Consider the following 16,758-nt stretch of genomic DNA (forward strand, 5'->3'; position numbering starts at 1 on the left):
GGTCGCAGCATGGCTGACCGCATCGCCCGTCCCCGGGTCGGACACATCCAGTTCCTGAACTGCCTGCCGATCTACTGGGGCCTGATGCGTTCCGGCGCGCTGATCGACGTCGACCTGCACAAGGACTCGCCGGACCGGCTGAGCGCCGCGCTGGTCGCCGGTGACCTGGACATCGGGCCGATCTCGCACGTCGAATACCTGCGTCACGCCGACGAGCTGCTGCTCCTGCCCGACCTGGCGGTCGGCAGCGACGGCCCGGTGCTCTCGGTCAACATGGTGTCCACGAAGCCCCTCGCCGAGCTGGGCGGCGGCCGGGTGGCCCTCGGCTCGACGTCGCGCACCGGCGTGCTGCTCGCCCGGCTGCTGCTCGGCGAGCGGTACGGCGTCCACCCCGACTACTTCCGCTGCCCGCCCGACCTGACGCAGATGCTCCTGGAGGCGGACGCCGGGGTGCTGATCGGCGACGTGGCGCTGCGGGCGCTGTACGAGGCCCCGCAGCGGGGGCTGGAGGTCACCGACCTCGGGCAGGCCTGGCGCGACTGGACCGGGCTGCCGATGGTCTTCGCCGTCTGGGCGGTGCGCCGGGACTTCGCCGCCGCCCACCCCGGCCTGGTCAAGGAGGTGCACGAGGCGTTCCTGCGCTCCCGCGACCTGTGCCTGGCCGAGCTGGACCAGGTCGCCGAGGCCGCCGCCCGGTGGGAGTCGTTCGACGCCGCGACCCTGGCCACGTACTTCCGGGCGCTGGACTTCTCGCTCGGCGAGCGGCAGGTGGCCGGGCTGCGCGAGTTCGCCCGCCGGGCCGCCGAGATCGGCGAGGCCCCGCCGCTGCCGGCGGACGGCCCCCGGTTCTTCGCCGGCTGAGTCGGCCGACCACCAGACGTACGCCGTGACCGCCGCCGCCCGACGGCGGTCACGGGGCGCCCGTCAGGTGCCGGAGCGCAGCACCGCCTCGGTGATCTTCTGGCAGTTCTTCATGCCGTACTCGTAGCCCATGTTGATCGGGTAGCGGACCATCACGCCCATCGTCCAGTTGTCGCCGATGGCGAGGCAGTTGATGTGCATCTCCTGCTCGCGGGTCCGGTCGATCCAACCGTTCTTGATGGCGATCTTCTTCTGCTCGGCCGCCGGGAACGCCTTGCGGATGCCGAAGTCACCGGAGCCGCGGACGAGGCGCATCTCGTTGATCAGCCACTTGGTCCACTCCGGCCCGGCCGCCCGGCCGTCCTTGATACACGCGCCCAGGCGCGCGGTGTCCCGGGGCGAGAGGTTGGTCCGGCTCCAGCCGCCGTCGGCTGCGGGGCTGCTGTCGGTGGTCTTGCAGATGGAGATCATCCGCTTGATCGACGCGGACCGGCCCACGGTGTTGTAGAACTGCTCGGCGCGGGTGTTGTCGCTGTCGCGGATGATCCGGGTGGCGTCGGCGAGCTTGGCGTCGCTGGGCTTCTGCCCCTGCTCGTCGGTGCGCCGCAGGTAGTCGGCGACGATCCAGGACTTGATCAGCGACGCCGTGGTGCTGGTCTCGTCCATGTTCTTCGAGCCGATGATCTTGCCGGTGCGGGTGTCCAGGACGCTCCAGGCGTACCAGCCCTCGATGTCGAGGTCGATCTGCTTGTCCGCGAACGGCAGCGGCTCCAGCGTCGGGGAGGGGCTGGGCGAGGCGGTGGGACGCGACTTGCGGTCCGAGGCCGTTCCGGCGGCGCGGTCGACGGGCGCGGACGCGTCGCCCCACTGGGCGGCGGCGGTCGACGCCATCGGCGAGCCGGGCAGCAGCCGCAGCGACACCAGCACCAGCCCGATCAGGACGGCCGCGATCGCGATCAGCCGCAGCGGCGACGCCTCGCCCCGCCCGGCACCTCCACCGCCGGCCCGGCGGCGGCTGCCCGCCATCAGAGCTTGCCGATCGGCTGCTGCGGCACCTTCAGGGCGGCGCCGGGCTGCGGGGTGACCAGCTGGGTGGCGACGCTGGCGCAGACCTTCGCGCCGTACGACAGCCCCTTCTTCTGCGGGTAGCGCAACATGACGGCGAGGCTCCACTTCTCGGTGACCGCAAGACAGTTCACGTGCCAGTTGCCGTCGTAGTTCAACGGCGTCCAGCCGTTCTTGATGCTGACCGGCCCCTGGGCCTTGATCTCGGCGGGCAGGCCGTCGACGATCCCCCACTTGCCGCCGCCGGAGCGCTGCCGCTGGTCCTTGACGCTGCCGCGGACCTTGCTCATCTCGTCCAGCAGGTACGGCGTCCACTTCGCGCCGGCGGCCTTGCCGTCGCCGATGCAGTCGCCGAGCCGGACGGCGTCGCGGGGGGACATCTGGGTGAAGGCCCACCACCCGATGTACCCGGGCACGGTCCCGGGCTTGGTGTCGGTCAGCCCGCAGGTGCTGATCATCCGCTTGATCGAGTCGCCCCTGCCGTTGGCCACGTACAGCGAGTTGGCGGAATCGTCGTTGCTGTCCCGGATGGCGGTGCTGATCAGCCTCTTCTGCACGCCGGTGGGCTCCTTGTCGCCGAGCCGCCGGAGGAAGTCGGCCGCGAACCAGGACTTGATCATCGACTCGGTGGAGCTGGTCTTGGTCAGGTTCTTCGAGCCGGAGATGCTGCCGCTCTCGCGGTCCATCAGGGCCCAGGAGAAGAACTCGCCGGAGAAGGTCACCGAGACGGGGCCGGCGGCGAGGGTCGGCGGCGGCGGGGCGGTGGGCTCGGGGGCCGCCACGATCTGCATGCCGCTTCCGTCGGATTCGCCGCCGTCGTCGCCGGAGAGCTTGGCGTACGCGGCGGGCACCAACATGGCGCTGCCGAGGAGGATCGCCACGACGGCGAGCACCATGGCCACGCGAGGTCGCATGAGTGGGTGAGCTCCAGATGTCAGGGGCCGGGGGACCGACTGCTTTCCGAACTGGTTCGTCCTGATCGCTGGGGGCCGGGGGAAGTGGCCCGCGTCATACGCCCGGCGGTCGTCCGCAGCCGGTCGGTGTGACCGGGAAAGTCTACGTCCGGATGGCCGACACGCCAGGAACCGGCGCCTGTCAAGTCGCTATGAAGGCGGGATTGTGGCCTGTTATGCCAGCCTTGGGGGGATTCATCTCTGCTTAGTGAGCCATGTCATACCTGCGCCCTGACCTGGGGCAATACGAAAAGGGGTCGACTCGTGACGGAAGGTGCTTTCGGAAACCTGTGACACCCTCTGGTGTGGGCTGGCGCGAGCTGTAACACTTGTCGGCATGTATGGCAACGACTTCTCCGCCCCGGAGGACGCGCCCGGCGGTGGCCTGCTCGGCGAGGTGGCGGCGGCGGAGGCGGCGCTGCGCGAGGCGGCGACCCGGCAGCGGGGCGGCGGCCCCGGCCCGGACGCCGACCTGGAGGCCTACTTCGCCGACGTCATCGACGCCGACCAGAAGATCGAGCCCCGCGACTGGATGCCCGAGGCGTACCGCAGGACGCTGATCCGGCAGATCGCCCAGCACGCGCACTCCGAGATCATCGGGATGCAGCCGGAGGGCAACTGGATCAGCCGCGCCCCCTCGCTCAAGCGCAAGGCCATCCTGCTGGCCAAGGTCCAGGACGAGGCCGGGCACGGCCTCTACCTGTACGCCGCCGCCGAGACCCTCGGCGTGAGCCGGGACGAGCTGGTGCAGCTCCTGCTCGACGGGCGGCAGAAATACAGTTCGATCTTCAACTACCCGACCCTGAGCTGGGCCGACGTGGGAGTGATCGGCTGGCTGGTCGACGGCGCGGCGATCGTCAACCAGGTGCCGCTGTGCCGCTGCTCCTACGGCCCGTACGCGCGGGCCATGATCCGGGTCTGCAAGGAGGAGTCGTTCCACCAGCGCCAGGGCTACGAGATCCTGCACACCCTGGCCCACGGCACCTCGGAGCAGAAGGCCATGGCCCAGGACGCGGTGGACCGCTGGTGGTACCCGTCGCTGGCCATGTTCGGCCCGCCCGACGGCGACTCCACCCACTCCGCCCGCTCGATGGCCTGGAAGATCAAGCGGTTCTCCAACGACGAGCTGCGCCAGCGCTTCGTCGACATGTGCGTGCAGCAGGCGGAGATCCTCGGCCTCACCCTGCCCGACCCCGACCTGCGCTGGAACGAGCAGCGCCAGGCGTACGACTTCACCGAGCCGGACTACGCCGAGCTGATGCGGGTGATCTCCGGCGAGGGCCCGTGCAACCGGCAGCGGATGGAGCACCGCCGCCGCGCCCACGCCGAGGGCGCGTGGGTCCGCGAGGCCGCCGCCGCGTACGCCGCGAAACGGTCGACTGCGAGAGAGACGGTTGCGGCATGAGCGGCATCGACAGCCCGAGCCCCCTGTGGGAGGTCTTCGTGCGGGCCCGGCGCGGGCTGGCGCACACCCACGTCGGCAGCCTGCACGCCCCCGACGCCGAGCTGGCCCTGCGCAACGCCCGGGACCTCTACACCCGCCGCCAGGAGGGGGTGTCGATCTGGGTGGTGCCGGCCGCCGCGATCACCGCGTCCAGCCCCGACGAGAAGGACGCCTTCTTCGACCCGGCGGCCGACAAGGTCTACCGCCACCCCACCTTCTACGAGGTGCCGGACGGGGTGGCCCACCTGTGAGGAACCCCTTCGACTTCGCCCTCGCCCTCGGCGACGACGCGCTGGTCGCCGCGCAGCGCCTCGGCGAGTGGACCAGCCGCGCCCCGGAGATGGAGGAGGACGTCGCGCTGGCCAACATCGCCCTCGACCAGCTCGGCGCGGCCCGGCTCCTGCTCACGTACGCGGGCGAGCTGGAGGGCGCCGGCCGCGACGAGGACGCGCTGGCGTACCTGCGCGACGACCGGGAGTTCCGCAACTGCCTGCTGGTCGAGCTGCCCAACGGCGACTTCGCGGTGACCATGGCGAAGCTGCTGTTCCTGTCGGCCTACCAGCTCCCGCTCTACTCCGCGCTGGCCGGGTGCGCCGACGAGCGGCTCGCCGCGATCGGGGCGAAGGCGCGCAAGGAGTCCGCGTACCACCGGGACCACGCCGCGCTGTGGGTGCGCCGGCTCGGCGACGGCACCGCCGAGTCGCACCGCCGCATGCAGGCCGCCGTCGACCAGGTCTGGCCGTACGCGCACGAGCTGTTCGCGCCGTGGCCGGGCGCGCCGGTCGACCCGGCCGGCCTGCGCGGCGACTTCGACGCGTACGTCGGGCCGGTGCTGGCCGAGGCGACCCTGACCCGGCCGGCGGACGGTTGGGCCCCGGCCGGCGGGCGGGACGGCGTGCACACCGAGCACCTGTCCTACCTCCTGGCGGAGATGCAGGTGCTGCACCGCGCCCACCCGGGGGCGACGTGGTAGACCCGAGGGAGGCCGTGGCGGCGGTGGTGGACCCGGAGATCCGGGTGATCACCATCGACGAGCTGGGCATCCTGCGGGCGGTCGAGAAGGACCCGGCCACCGGCCGGGTCACCGTGACCATCACCCCCACCTACACGGGCTGCCCGGCGATGGACGTGATCCGGGCCGACATCCGGCGGGCGCTGGCCGCCGCCGGACACCCCGACGCCGACGTCCGCACGGTCTACAGCCCGGCGTGGAGCACCGACTGGATCTCCGCCGCCGGCCGGGCCAAGCTGGCCGCCGCCGGCATCGCCCCGCCGCCGGCCACCCGGGACGCCGGCACCGCCCCGGCGACCCGGGCCGGCACGGTCGTGCCGCTGACCCTCGCCGTCCGCTGCCCGCTCTGCGGGTCGGCGGAGACCGAGCAGGTCAGCCGGTTCGGCTCCACCGCGTGCAAGGCCCTGTGGCGCTGCCGCGCCTGCCGTGAACCCTTCGACCACCTGAAGGCGCTGTGACTGTCACGATCACCCGCCCGGTCCGCCGCCGGCCGGCCTTCCACCCGCTGCCCGTCGCCGCCGTCGACCGGCTCACCGCCGACGCCGTGGCGATCACCTTCGCCGTGCCGGAGGAGCTGCGGGCGCTCTTCGCGTTCTCCGCCGGCCAGCACCTCACCGTGCGCCTGCCCGCCAACTCCGACCATGCGGATGGGGCGGACGTGCGGCGGTCGTACTCGATCTGCTCGACGCCCGACGACCTGGCCCGGCACGGCCGGCTGCGGATCGGGGTGCGGGAGGTCCCCGGCGGCGCGTTCTCCGCCTACGCCTGCTCGGTGCTGCGGCACGGCGACACCGTCGAGGTGCTGCCCCCGCTCGGGCACTTCACCACGGCGTTCGACCCGGGCCGGGCCCGCCGCTACGGCGCGGTCGCCGCCGGCTCCGGCATCACCCCGGTGCTCGCGCTGGTCGCCACGGCCCTGGCCGTCGAGCCGGCCAGCACCTTCACCCTGGTGTACGGCAACCGCACGGCGAACTCGGTGATGTTCGCCGAGGAGCTGGCCGACCTGAAGGACCGCTACCCGACGCGGCTGCACCTGGTGCACGTGCTGTCCCGGGAGCCCGGCGAGTCGCCGCTGCTGTCGGGGCGGATCGACGCCGACCGGCTGGGCCGCCTGCTGGGCACGATCGTGCCGGGCGACGCGATCGAGGAGTGGTTCCTCTGCGGCCCGTACGGGATGGTGGTCGACGCGAAGGCGGTGCTCGCCGCGCGGGGTTTGCCGGAGTCGGCGGTGCACGCGGAGCTGTTCCACGTCGACGACACGCCCGCCCCGGCGCAGCGCCGCCCCGCCGGGTCGACCGGGGACGCCGAGGTGACGATCGTGCTGGACGGCCGGGCGTCGACGTTCCCCATGGGCCGCGAGGAGCGGGTCCTCGACGCGGCGCTGCGGGTGCGCGGCGAGCTGCCGTACGCGTGCAAGGGCGGGGTCTGCTCGACCTGCCGGGCGAAGGTGGTCTCCGGCGCGGTGACGATGGCCCGCAACTACGCCCTGGAGCCGGACGAGGTCGCCGCCGGGTACGTGCTGACCTGTCAGTCCACCCCCACGACCGACACCCTCACGGTCGACTACGACGCGTAGCCGGCGCGGCGGGGCCGCTGGCCGCTTCGTGGACTGACCGCCGTGCTGGTATGACATGCGCTGTGGACAAGCAGCGGGCCATCGTGGTCGGTAACAGTGACGGCATCGGGTTGGCGGTCACCCGCCGGCTGTTGGACGACGGCTGGACGGTGGCGGGCCTGTCGCGTAGCAGCAGCCCGTTGACGTCCAGCGGCTACGAGCACCACCGCGCCGACGTCACCGACGTCGGCTACCGCGAGGTGCTCGCCGGGGCGCTGGACACCCTCGGCGGCGTCGAGGCATGCATCTACGCCGCCGGGATCGGGGACTTCTTCGACGTGGACGACCTGGCCGCGCAGACCAGGGCGTTGGAGGTCAACCTCGTCGGCGCCGCGCGCACCATGGAGGTGGTGGTGCCGTCCATGGCGCGCGCCGGGGCGGGGCACGTGGTCGGCCTGTCGAGCCTCGCCGACGTGGCCCCCTCGGCCGAGGCGCCCGGCTACGCCGCCGGCAAGGCCGGGCTGTCGTCGTACCTGCTGGGGCTGGGCGGGGCCCTGCGGCCACACGGGGTGCGGGTCAGCGTCGTCCGGTTCGGCTTCGTGGACACCAAGATGGCCAAGGCGCGGGTCAAGCCGATGATGCTCTCGGTGGACCAGGCTGCCGACGTGGTGCTGGACTGCCTGCGTACCCGCGCGGCGGTCGTCTCCCGGCCTCGACGGATGGCGGCGCTGGCGCGTACCGCCGGGGTGGTGCTGAACATGCGGGCGCGCCGGTGAGGTCGGCCGCGCCGGCGGCTGGCCTGGTTTTGTTACGGTCGCGCCAGCAGCGCCGGTCGGAGTGGGAGCGATGATGGAGAAGAGGCACGTCGGCACGTTGGTCGTCGTACTGGCCGTCGTGGCGGTCGTCGGCGCGGTCGGCGGCACCTACCTGGCCACCCGGGGCGACGGTGCGACGGCGGACCGCACCGTGGACGCCGGCAGCACCGTGGACGCGGGCGGGGACGCGGGCCGGCAGACGGGCGGCCCCGAGGCCAGCGGGGGAGCAGCCCCGACCGACCAGCCGGCGCGTCCGTCGTCGGGCGCCCCCACGGGTTCGTCCGGTTCCTCGGGCTCGTCCGGCTCCTCCGGCGGTGGGGGATCGCGGACGTACCGGCTCGACCGGACCTTCTACGACCAGGCGTCGATGACGGTCACCCTGGTCAGCGCCGAGGTCACCGGGAGCAAGCTGCGGCTGAACCTCCGGTATCGCAACGGCTCGGTGGTCCCCTGGGGGCTGGAATGCTCGACCGTCGCCGAGGACCGCGAGCTGGTGCTGCTCACCCTGCCCGACGGCAGGACCGTGCGCCCGGAGAGCACCTACTGCTCCACCCGGCCCGGTGAGTCGTTCGACCTCGCGCCCGGCCGCGAGCTGGCGAGCTGGGCCGTGTTCCCGGTGGCGCCGCAGGCCGGCTCGTCGCTCGAACTGTCCTGGTACGACTTCCCCGCCACCGACCTCACCCTCCGCTGACCCGCCCTCCAGGCGCGGCCCTCCGGACCGGCGTGAATCTTGGAAGATTCCGGCCCCTGGAGGGGCCTCATTCTTCCAAGATCTCCTCTTTGTGAGGGTGCGACGCGGGCTTCAGCCCTTGCGTACGTGGGCGGTCCAGTAGGTGAGGTCGGAGTGGTGCTCCGTGAGGACGACCGGCTCGCCGCAGGCCTCCCCGATCGCAACTCCTCAACTCGTGGCGACGATGCTCAGCAACGTTGCTTGTCATGGTTGCTTTCTAGGTGCCTGGAGTCAATGCTCAACGCCACGACGCGTGTCGTCAGAGTGACGGCCGGCGGTGTGGTGGAGGGGATGGCATGGCCAAGGCGAATCTGCCGACCGTCGTCGGGCGCGGGCTGGGCGGTGAGCTGCGCGAGCTGCGGAGGAAGCGCGGGTTGCCGCTGCGGCAGGTGGCGATCCGGCTGGACTGGCAGCCGTCCAAGCTGTCCCGGATGGAAACCGGCATCCAGGGCATCCAGGCCGCCGACGTCGCCTCGCTGCTGGTGATCTACGGCATCACCGGGGACGAGCGCAAGCGGCTGCTCGCGATGGCCGAGCGGTCGGCCGAGACCGGCTGGTGGGAGTCGATCGGCGGGCTGTCCGACGAGTCGCGCACGCTGATCCGGCTGGAGGCCGAGGCGGCCGGCATCGTGAACTGGCAGCCGCTGCTGGTGCCGGGGCTCTTGCAGACCCCGGACTACGCCCACGCGGTGATGGTCGGCTGCGGGGTGCCACTCGAGGATGCGCAGGGGCGGGTGGCGGCCCGGCTGGGCCGGCAGGCGATCCTGAGCCGCCCCACCCCGCCTGCTCTCCACGCTCTGCTCGACGAGGCGGTGTTGCGCCGGGCGCTCGGCGGCCCCCGGGTGATGGCCCGGCAGCTCCGGCACCTGGTCGAGGCGGCCGAGCGGCCGACGGTGACGCTGCGGGTGGTGCCGCTGGCGGTCGGCGCGCACACCGGCCTGGACGGCTCGTTCGCGCTCTTCGACTTCCCGCGCAACCGGTCGGTGGTCTATCTCGACCACAAGCTGACCGGGTTGTTCCTGGAGGAGGCCGCGCAGGTGGCGCACTTCCGGCGGGAGGCGGATAGGCTGACCGGGGCGGCGTTGAGCCCCGTCGATTCGGTGGCGCTCGTCGCGCGTTACGCGGCGGAGCACGAGCGAGAGTGAGCCGAGGATGACCACCCCTGAGCTGTCCGGCGCGACCTGGCGCAAGTCGACCCGCAGCGGCTCCAACGCCGACTGCGTGGAGGTGGCGACGGGCGCGCGGGCGGTGGGCGTACGCGACTCGAAGGACCCGGCCGGGCCGGTGCTGGCCTTCGACCGGCGGGCCTGGACCGCCTTCGTCGCCGGCCTGCCACGCCGGGCCTGAGAGGGTCCCGCTGGCGGAACCCCTGGACCTTGGACAGTTCCCGTCCGGAGCTGACGGGAACTGTCCAAGATTGGCGTGGGTCTCCGGCAGTGTCCGGGTGCGGGACGCGTCACGACGCCGCGCACCCCTGCGGGCCTGGACGGCCGCCCGGCGTACCCTCGGAGGCGTGACGGTGAGCCGGGAGATCGACGACATCCTGCAACGCGGCGCGGACGGCGGGCGGATCACGCCCGAGGAGGCCCTGCTGCTCTACACCGAGGCGCCCTTCCACGCCCTCGGCGAGGCGGCCGACGCGGTGCGCCGGCGGCGCTACCCCGACAACATCGTCACCTACCTGATCGACCGCAACATCAACTACACGAACGTCTGCGTGACGGCGTGCAAGTTCTGCGCCTTCTACCGTGCGCCCAAGCACAAGGAGGGGTGGACCCACCCGACCGAGGAGATCCTGCGCCGCTGCGGCGAGGCGGTCGAGCTGGGCGCGACCCAGGTCATGCTCCAGGGCGGCCACCACCCCGACTACGGCGTGGAGTACTACGAGGAGCTGTTCTCCTCGGTCAAGCAGGCGTACCCGCAGCTCGCCATCCACTCCATCGGGCCGAGCGAGATCCTGCACATGGCCAAGGTGTCCGGCGTGAGCCTCGACGAGGCGATCGCGCGGATCAAGGCGGCCGGGCTCGACTCGATCGCCGGGGCCGGCGCGGAGATGCTGCCGGACCGGCCGCGCAAGGCGATCGCCCCGCTCAAGGAGTCCGGGGCGCGCTGGCTGGAGGTCATGGAGCTGGCCCACCGGCAGGGCCTGGAGTCGACCGCCACGATGATGATGGGCACCGGCGAGACGGCCGCCGAGCGGATCGAGCACCTGCGGATGATCCGCGACGTGCAGGACCGCACGAAGGGCTTCCGGGCGTTCATCCCGTGGACGTACCAGCCGGAGAACAACCACCTCAAGGGCCGCACCCAGGCGACGACGCTGGAATACCTGCGCCTGGTCGCGGTGTCCCGGCTCTTCTTCGAGACCGTGCCGCACCTGCAGGCGTCCTGGCTGACGACCGGCAAGGACGTCGGCCAGCTCGCCCTGCACATGGGCGTGGACGACCTCGGCTCGATCATGCTGGAGGAGAACGTGATCTCCTCGGCGGGCGCGCGGCACCGGTCCAACCTGCACGAGCTGATCGGCATGATCCGCTCGGCGGACCGCATCCCCGCCCAGCGGGACACCCTCTACCGCCGGCTCGCGATGCACCACACCCCGGCCGACGACCCGACCGACGACCGGGTGGTGTCGCACTTCTCCTCGATCGCGCTGCCGGGAGGCGGGGTCGGGAAGACCCTGCCGCTGGTCGAGGCCCGCTGACCGAACCCCCACCCACCCCGGCACGGGGCGGCGGGACGGAGCGGCGAGCGCTAACGTGCGGTCGCGTACATTCCGCTCTTTCCACGGGGGAAAGTCATGACCTTGCGTTACCGACCGCTGGTGCGGCTCGGGGCCGCCGCCCTGCTCGCCTCCGGCGCGCTCGCCGCCCTCGGCGCCCCGGCCCACGCCGAGGGCGCGGGCACCGACCTCTCGCTCGACGTCGCGGGCACCCGGGTCGCCGCCGGCGTCGAGGGCAAGACCGCCTTCATCAAGATCAGCAATCGGGGTACGAACCCGGTCTCGAAGGCCAGCGTGGAGGTGGACGTCAGCGACCTCGACCCGCTCGACGCCGAGGCGATCCCGCGCGGCGAGGCGTGCGAGGAGATCGGCGAGGACCGCTGGTACTGCGCTCTGCTCGACGACGAGCTGCCGGCCCCCGGCCGGACCGTCGAGGTGCCCCTGCTGGTGTTCAAGAACAACGGCGGCGGCCCCCGCTCGGCCCCGGTGACCTTCACCCTCGCCTCGCCGGACGACACCACCCCGGAGAACAACACCAGGACCGTGCGGGTCGAGTTCACCGAGGAGAGCGGCGTCGACCTGGGCGTCCGCGTCCCGGACGTGACCCGGCACATCCGGCCGGACGAGTACGACCCCGACACCGAGGGCTTCCCCGCCCTGCAACCGGGCCAGACCACGGTGCTCGTCGGTGAGGTCTTCAACCAGGGCGACCTCGCCGCCGACGGGCTCCGGCTCACCATGCTGCTGCCCGAGGGGGTCACCTTCGCGGCGGAGTTCACCGACTGCACGCACTCCGCCGGCAACCGCAAGGTGACCTGCGAGATCGAGGACCTGCGGCTCGCCGACGGCGGCGACGCCCTGAGTTTCGTGGTGCCGATCACGGTCGACGCCGGTGTGCGGGGGCCGGTCGCCCTCAAGCCCGGCACGGTGACGGCGGAGGCCCTGGGCCAGCTCACGCCGCAGCAGCAGCGGTCGCGGAAGGCGACCGCGCCGGCCCTGCCGTCCGGCCTGACCCTCGTGCCGGCGCACGAGGTCGACGGCAGCGACAACAGCGACGACTTCGCCGTGCTCGTCATTGCCAGGAGCAACGGCGGCGGTGGCGGCGACGGCGGCCTGCCGGTGACCGGCCCGCAGGCCGGCCTGATCGGCGGGGTCGGCGCGGCGGTGCTGGCCGTCGGCGGTGTGCTGCTCGTCCTGGCCCGTCGCCGCCGGGTGGTCCTGGTGGCCCCAACCGACGAGCGGCGCAACGGCTGACCCCAAACCGACGAGCGGCGCGGCGGCTGCGCACGCCCCTGGCCGGCCCTCACGCCGGGTCGCGGCCCCGGATCGCAGCGTGACCGGCCGAAAGTCCCGTGACCGGTCGTCGGGAGGGCATTAGTGGTCGCCGTTCGGGGGACGCACCGGGTTGAGGGCCCGCCCCACAAGCGGCCAATCCCGACAATCCCCGAAGGTGACCGAACGTACGGCCCGGGCATCGCCGGCGCGGGGGGTGGCGGCGCCGCCCGGGGGCCGATAACGTGCGGCGCGCACCCTCCGACGCAGGTCGGAGCGGGTCGGCCGGGGTGGAACGGCCGGCGGGCCACATCCTCCATCGGCCCATGAGGGCCGTTCATATAACGCACCGCGGTGAGGGCGGGATGGGCGACCATCCCGCCCTCACTGTCGATACGGGTCGTGGTCGAAGCGATGAACATCGCGCGCTGCGGCTGGCGCGAACGATCTACCTCGGATAACGTCCGCTCGATTCCGCAACCTCCCTCTTTCCTGTCTCGGGGGATCAATGACCTCGTTTCACCGCTCGGCGCTGACCCGCGTCGGCGCCGCGGCGCTGCTGGCCGCCGGTGGCCTCGCCGCCGTCGCCGCTCCGGCGCAGGCGGCCGACCAGGCCGACCTGGCGCTCGTCCCGCTCAGCCAGAACCTTGCCCGGGGCGTGCAGGCGGCCAAGGCCAAGCCGTTCAAGTTCACCGTCGACAACACCCGCAGCTCGGCCGTGGCCCGCGACGTCCGGGTCACCGTGGAGACGAAGGGGCTGACCCAGCGGGTCGGCTTCGTCGTCCCGCAGGGCTGCGACGTCGCCGGCACCACGTTCACCTGCCTGCTCGGCGACCTGGCCGGGGGCACCACCGAGGACTTCGGCATCCCGCTGTTCAGCGCGGGCCTCAGGGGCAAGGGCGGCTCGCTGACGGTGACGATCACCTCGGCGACCGCCGACCCGAACGCCGACGACAACTCCGAGACCGTCGACATCACCGTGACCCGCCCCGGTTACGACCTCACCTCGTGGGTGCAGGACGGGTACGCCAACGTCGTGGTCGACGGCGCGCAGAACAGCGAGCCGGACCTCAAGCCGATCCCGCGCGGCGGCACGGCCCCGCTGGACTGGGCGGTCTACAACGACGGCAGCCGCCGGGCGACGGGCATCTTCTACATGCTCACCCTGCCGGCCAAGGTCAGCTTCGCGAAGCTCCCCGACAACTGCGTCGAGCAGGAGATCGGCGGGCTGGCCCAGGCGCTCTGCGAGGACGCGGGCGCGGTGCTGAAGCCGGGCGAGTACTACACCGACGACGTGCAGGTGAAGGTCGCCGACGACGCGGCCGAGCCGGTCCTGCGCCCCGGCGAGCTGTTCGCGTACGGGCTGGACGGGGCGGAGGGCGAGCCCGAGGAGGAGCCGCAGGTCGCCTCCTCGGCGCAGCGTCGTGCCTTCATGGAGACGGACGACGTCGACAACCAGGCCGTGTTCGACGTGTTCGTGGACCTGTCGGCCCAGCCCAGCCCCACCCCCACCCCGAGCGGTGAGCCGAGCGCCACGCCGACCGCCGCGCCCTCCGGGCAGCCGAGCGTCACCCCCTCGCCGAGCAGCAGCGGTGGAGGCGGCGGGCTGCCGGTGACCGGCGTGCAGGCCGGCCTGATCGGTGGCGTCGGCGCGGCCGTGCTGCTGGCCGGCGGCGTGCTGCTGGTGCTGGCCCGCCGTCGCCGGGTGGTGCTGGTCACGCCGGGCGACGAGAAGTCGACCGACTGACCCGGAGCGCGACAGCCGGTCAGCGGCGACACACGACGGTACGGGCGGGGTGGGCGACCACCCCGCCCGTACCGCGTCCGGGCGGCGGCTGGCAGAGTGGAGGGGTGAGCCGTACCCCGCAGGGCCAGCGCGCCAGCCTGGACAAGCAGCCGCACGAGGTCGCCGCGATGTTCGACGGGGTGGCGGCCCGCTACGACCTGACCAACACGGTCCTCTCCTTCGGGCAGGACCGCTCGTGGCGGCGGGCCACCCGGGCGGCCCTGGGGCTCGGCCCCGACGACCGGGTGCTGGACGTGGGCGCGGGCACCGGCGTCTCCACGGAGGAGCTGTCCCAGTCCGGCGCGTACGCGGTCGGCGCCGACCTCTCCCTCGGCATGCTGCACGCCGGCAAGCGGTCCCGCCCGGCGGTGCCGCTGCTGGCCGGGGACGCGCTGCGGCTGCCCTTCGCCGACGCCAGCTTCGACGCGGTGACCATCTCCTTCGCGCTGCGCAACGTGTCGGACACCGACGCCGCCCTGCGGGAGCTGGCCCGGGTCACCCGGCCCGGCGGCCGGCTGGTGGTCTGCGAGTTCAGCACCCCGGTCAACCCCGCGTTCCGGACGGTCTACCTGTCGTACCTGATGCGGTCGCTGCCGGCGGTGGCCCGCACGGTGTCGAGCAACCCGGAGGCGTACGTCTACCTGGCCGAGTCGATCCGGGCGTGGCCGGACCAGCCGGCCCTGGCCGGGCGGATCGGCGCGACCGGCTGGGAGCGGGTGGCGTGGCGCAACCTCACGGGCGGCGTCGTGGCGCTGCACCGCGCGACCCGCCGCGCCTGACCCGAGTCGCCCACACCTTTCCCAATTGTGGGGAAATAGTCCACTTTGCCGCTTAGGCTCGCGGCATGACCGGAGCAGATCAGGCGGGCGACGCGCCGCCGGACGACGACGCGGCGGAGTTGGTCGCCCAGCTCCGGGACCTGGCCGGTGCCGATCCCGCCGACGTGCGCCGCGTGGTGGCCGAGGTGCTGGCCGCGCTCGACCGGGTGGCCGGCGGCGCGCTGCGCGACCATCTGCCCGAGTCGATCCGGGTCGACGCCGGACTGGACGACGCGGCCGACACCCGGCTGGACGCCCCGGCCCCCGCCCCGCGCTGACGACCGAAGTGGACCCTGCTGACCGGAGAAGTGGACCTTGGTGGCCCTCACCTCGGTAAGTTAGGGCCACCTAACCGGGCGCGCGTGTTACGCCGGTCATAGACTCCACCCGACTGGCTTGTGAAGCATTTCACGAGCATGGGGAGGAGGCGCAGATGACCGCGGTGGAGAACGACGCCGACGTGATCGTCGTGGGCGCCGGTCCCGGTGGCTCGGCGACGGCGTACCACCTGGCGCGGCACGGCGTCCGGGTGCTGCTGCTGGAGAAGACCGAGTTCCCCCGGGAGAAGGTCTGCGGCGACGGGCTGACCCCGCGCGCGGTCCGGCAGCTCATCCGGATGGGCGTGGACACCTCGACCGAGGCGGGCTGGCTGCACAACCGGGGCCTGCGCGTGATCGGCGGCGGCGTCCGACTGGAGCTGGACTGGCCCGACCTGGCCAGCTTCCCCAACTACGGGCTGGTCCGCACCCGGCTCGACTTCGACGACCTGCTCGCCCAGCGCGCCGTCTCGGCCGGGGCGAAGCTGCGCACCAGCGTGAACGTGACCGGCCCGGTGCTCGACGCCGACGACCGGGTGATCGGCGTGGTGGCCGAGGTCGGCCCGGAGAAGGAGCCCGCCACCTTCCGCGCGCCGCTGGTGGTCGCCGCCGACGGCGTCTCCGGCCGCTTCCCGCTCGCCCTCGGGCTGGCCAAGCGCGAGGACCGGCCGATCGGCGTGGCCGTCCGGCGTTACTACCGCTCGCCCGCCAAGCACGACGACGACTACCTGGAGTCGTGGCTGGAGCTGCGGGGCAAGGGCAACGGCGAGCTGCTGCCCGGCTACGGCTGGATCTTCGGCCTCGGCGACGGGCGGGTCAACGCCGGCCTCGGCATCCTCAACTCCTCCACCGCCTTCGGCAAGACCAACTACCGGCGGCTGCTGACCGACTGGCTGGCCAACACCCCCGAGGAGTGGGGGCTGACCGACGAGACGAACGCCGAGGGGCCGATCCTCGGCGCGGCGCTGCCGATGGGCTTCAACCGGGTGCCGCACTACACCCGGGGCGTTCTGCTGGTCGGCGACTCCGGCGGCATGGTCAACCCGTTCAACGGCGAGGGCATCGCGTACGCGATGGAGTCCGGCGAACTGGCCGCCGAGGTCGCGGTGCAGGCCCTCGCCCGGCCGGCCGGCGCCGAGCGGGAGCGGGCGCTCATGGCGTACCCGCAGGAGCTGAAGGCCCGCTTCGGCGGCTACTACCGGCTCGGCGGCATCTTCGTGAAGCTGATCGGCCGCCCGGAGATCATGCGGATCGCCACGAAGCACGGCATGCCGCACCCCGCCCTCATGCGCTTCGTGCTCAAGCTGCTGGCCAACCTGACCGACCCGCGCGGCGGGGACGCGATGGACCGGGTCATCAACGCGATGACGAAGGCGGCACCCGCCGTGTGAGCCGTCGGGCCGAGGTC

General features: G+C 72.7%; 18 protein-coding genes. 16 read left to right on the forward strand and 2 right to left on the reverse strand.

Going from position 1 to position 16,758, the window contains the following annotated elements; all coding sequences use genetic code 11:
- Positions 1-9 precede the first annotated feature (9 nt).
- Complete coding sequence (locus tag TK50_RS03340; RefSeq protein WP_043961386.1) at positions 10-861, forward strand: menaquinone biosynthetic enzyme MqnA/MqnD family protein; 852 nt, start codon at positions 10-12, stop codon at positions 859-861.
- A 63-nt stretch (positions 862-924) separates the two neighbouring features.
- On the opposite strand, the gene TK50_RS03345 is transcribed toward TK50_RS03340, so the two are convergent.
- Entirely contained in the window at positions 925-1,887 is a 963-nt protein-coding gene (locus TK50_RS03345; protein WP_043961387.1) for a serine hydrolase, read from the reverse strand.
- Positions 1,887-2,840 carry a hypothetical protein gene (locus tag TK50_RS03350; protein ID WP_043961389.1) on the reverse strand — a complete coding sequence of 318 codons (954 nt, stop codon included), beginning with the start codon at positions 2,838-2,840 and terminating at the stop codon, positions 1,887-1,889. Before TK50_RS03350 ends, TK50_RS03345 begins: the two co-directional genes overlap by 1 nt.
- Positions 2,841-3,216: 376 nt before the next feature.
- On the opposite strand from TK50_RS03350, the gene paaA reads away from it, so the two are divergent.
- From paaA to TK50_RS03425, 15 genes are all read left to right on the forward strand, one after another.
- On the forward strand, positions 3,217-4,284 hold the full coding sequence (paaA, locus tag TK50_RS03355; protein ID WP_043961390.1) for a 1,2-phenylacetyl-CoA epoxidase subunit PaaA: 1,068 nt from the start codon (positions 3,217-3,219) through the stop codon (positions 4,282-4,284).
- Positions 4,281-4,574 (forward strand): 1,2-phenylacetyl-CoA epoxidase subunit PaaB, encoded by a 294-nt coding sequence (paaB, locus tag TK50_RS03360; RefSeq protein ID WP_043961392.1) that lies wholly within the window; start codon positions 4,281-4,283, stop codon positions 4,572-4,574. Before paaA ends, paaB begins: the two co-directional genes overlap by 4 nt.
- The gene (paaC, locus tag TK50_RS03365) at positions 4,571-5,296 is read left to right on the forward strand and encodes a 1,2-phenylacetyl-CoA epoxidase subunit PaaC (RefSeq protein WP_043961394.1); all 726 of its coding nucleotides are present in this window, start codon (positions 4,571-4,573) and stop codon (positions 5,294-5,296) included. Before paaB ends, paaC begins: the two co-directional genes overlap by 4 nt.
- Complete coding sequence (gene paaD, locus TK50_RS03370; protein WP_043961396.1) at positions 5,290-5,793, forward strand: 1,2-phenylacetyl-CoA epoxidase subunit PaaD; 504 nt, start codon at positions 5,290-5,292, stop codon at positions 5,791-5,793. The genes paaC and paaD overlap by 7 nt, the downstream gene beginning before the upstream one ends.
- Entirely contained in the window at positions 5,790-6,911 is a 1,122-nt protein-coding gene (gene paaE, locus TK50_RS03375; RefSeq protein WP_043961398.1) for a 1,2-phenylacetyl-CoA epoxidase subunit PaaE, read from the forward strand. The genes paaD and paaE overlap by 4 nt, the downstream gene beginning before the upstream one ends.
- Positions 6,912-6,973: 62 nt before the next feature.
- Positions 6,974-7,666, forward strand: coding sequence for an SDR family NAD(P)-dependent oxidoreductase (locus TK50_RS03380; protein WP_229406436.1), 693 nt, complete (start codon positions 6,974-6,976; stop codon positions 7,664-7,666).
- A gap of 70 nt (positions 7,667-7,736) precedes the next feature.
- Positions 7,737-8,396 (forward strand): hypothetical protein, encoded by a 660-nt coding sequence (locus TK50_RS03385; RefSeq protein ID WP_043961401.1) that lies wholly within the window; start codon positions 7,737-7,739, stop codon positions 8,394-8,396.
- A gap of 335 nt (positions 8,397-8,731) precedes the next feature.
- A complete protein-coding gene (locus tag TK50_RS03390; RefSeq protein ID WP_043961403.1) occupies positions 8,732-9,580 on the forward strand; it encodes a helix-turn-helix domain-containing protein in 849 nt (282 codons plus the stop codon).
- 7 nt (positions 9,581-9,587) lie between these two features.
- Positions 9,588-9,782, forward strand: coding sequence for a DUF397 domain-containing protein (locus TK50_RS03395; protein WP_043961405.1), 195 nt, complete (start codon positions 9,588-9,590; stop codon positions 9,780-9,782).
- A gap of 166 nt (positions 9,783-9,948) precedes the next feature.
- Positions 9,949-11,139, forward strand: coding sequence for a cyclic dehypoxanthinyl futalosine synthase (mqnC, locus tag TK50_RS03400; protein ID WP_043961407.1), 1,191 nt, complete (start codon positions 9,949-9,951; stop codon positions 11,137-11,139).
- Between the two features lie 96 nt (positions 11,140-11,235).
- A complete protein-coding gene (locus TK50_RS03405; RefSeq protein ID WP_144420145.1) occupies positions 11,236-12,411 on the forward strand; it encodes a COG1361 family protein in 1,176 nt (391 codons plus the stop codon).
- Positions 12,412-12,937: 526 nt separating this feature from the next.
- Positions 12,938-14,176 carry a hypothetical protein gene (locus tag TK50_RS03410; protein ID WP_043961411.1) on the forward strand — a complete coding sequence of 413 codons (1,239 nt, stop codon included), beginning with the start codon at positions 12,938-12,940 and terminating at the stop codon, positions 14,174-14,176.
- Between the two features lie 104 nt (positions 14,177-14,280).
- Positions 14,281-14,994, forward strand: a complete 714-nt coding sequence (locus TK50_RS03415; protein ID WP_043961413.1) for a demethylmenaquinone methyltransferase — start codon at positions 14,281-14,283, stop codon at positions 14,992-14,994.
- A 65-nt stretch (positions 14,995-15,059) separates the two neighbouring features.
- Complete coding sequence (locus tag TK50_RS03420; protein ID WP_043961415.1) at positions 15,060-15,311, forward strand: hypothetical protein; 252 nt, start codon at positions 15,060-15,062, stop codon at positions 15,309-15,311.
- A 155-nt stretch (positions 15,312-15,466) separates the two neighbouring features.
- Entirely contained in the window at positions 15,467-16,741 is a 1,275-nt protein-coding gene (locus tag TK50_RS03425) for a geranylgeranyl reductase family protein (RefSeq protein ID WP_043961416.1), read from the forward strand.
- Positions 16,742-16,758: the final 17 nt, after the last annotated feature.

Origin of the sequence: Micromonospora haikouensis, from assembly GCF_000876225.1 — a bacterium.
In the GTDB taxonomy this organism is placed as follows: domain Bacteria; phylum Actinomycetota; class Actinomycetes; order Mycobacteriales; family Micromonosporaceae; genus Micromonospora; species Micromonospora haikouensis.

Excerpts from the sequence above, each read along its gene's own strand:
- TK50_RS03385 (WP_043961401.1), top strand. The coding sequence starts at position 7,737 with ATGATGGAGAAGAGGCACGTCGGCACGTTGGTCGTCGTACTGGCCGTC.
- TK50_RS03405 (WP_144420145.1), top strand. The coding sequence starts at position 11,236 with ATGACCTTGCGTTACCGACCGCTGGTGCGGCTCGGGGCCGCCGCCCTG.
- paaA (WP_043961390.1), top strand. The coding sequence starts at position 3,217 with ATGTATGGCAACGACTTCTCCGCCCCGGAGGACGCGCCCGGCGGTGGC.
- TK50_RS03350 (WP_043961389.1), bottom strand. The coding sequence starts at position 2,840 with ATGCGACCTCGCGTGGCCATGGTGCTCGCCGTCGTGGCGATCCTCCTC.
- TK50_RS03420 (WP_043961415.1), top strand. The coding sequence starts at position 15,060 with ATGACCGGAGCAGATCAGGCGGGCGACGCGCCGCCGGACGACGACGCG.
- TK50_RS03345 (WP_043961387.1), bottom strand. The coding sequence starts at position 1,887 with ATGGCGGGCAGCCGCCGCCGGGCCGGCGGTGGAGGTGCCGGGCGGGGC.
- TK50_RS03340 (WP_043961386.1), top strand. The coding sequence starts at position 10 with ATGGCTGACCGCATCGCCCGTCCCCGGGTCGGACACATCCAGTTCCTG.
- TK50_RS03390 (WP_043961403.1), top strand. The coding sequence starts at position 8,732 with ATGGCCAAGGCGAATCTGCCGACCGTCGTCGGGCGCGGGCTGGGCGGT.
- TK50_RS03425 (WP_043961416.1), top strand. The coding sequence starts at position 15,467 with ATGACCGCGGTGGAGAACGACGCCGACGTGATCGTCGTGGGCGCCGGT.
- TK50_RS03410 (WP_043961411.1), top strand. The coding sequence starts at position 12,938 with ATGACCTCGTTTCACCGCTCGGCGCTGACCCGCGTCGGCGCCGCGGCG.
- TK50_RS03395 (WP_043961405.1), top strand. The coding sequence starts at position 9,588 with ATGACCACCCCTGAGCTGTCCGGCGCGACCTGGCGCAAGTCGACCCGC.
- paaB (WP_043961392.1), top strand. The coding sequence starts at position 4,281 with ATGAGCGGCATCGACAGCCCGAGCCCCCTGTGGGAGGTCTTCGTGCGG.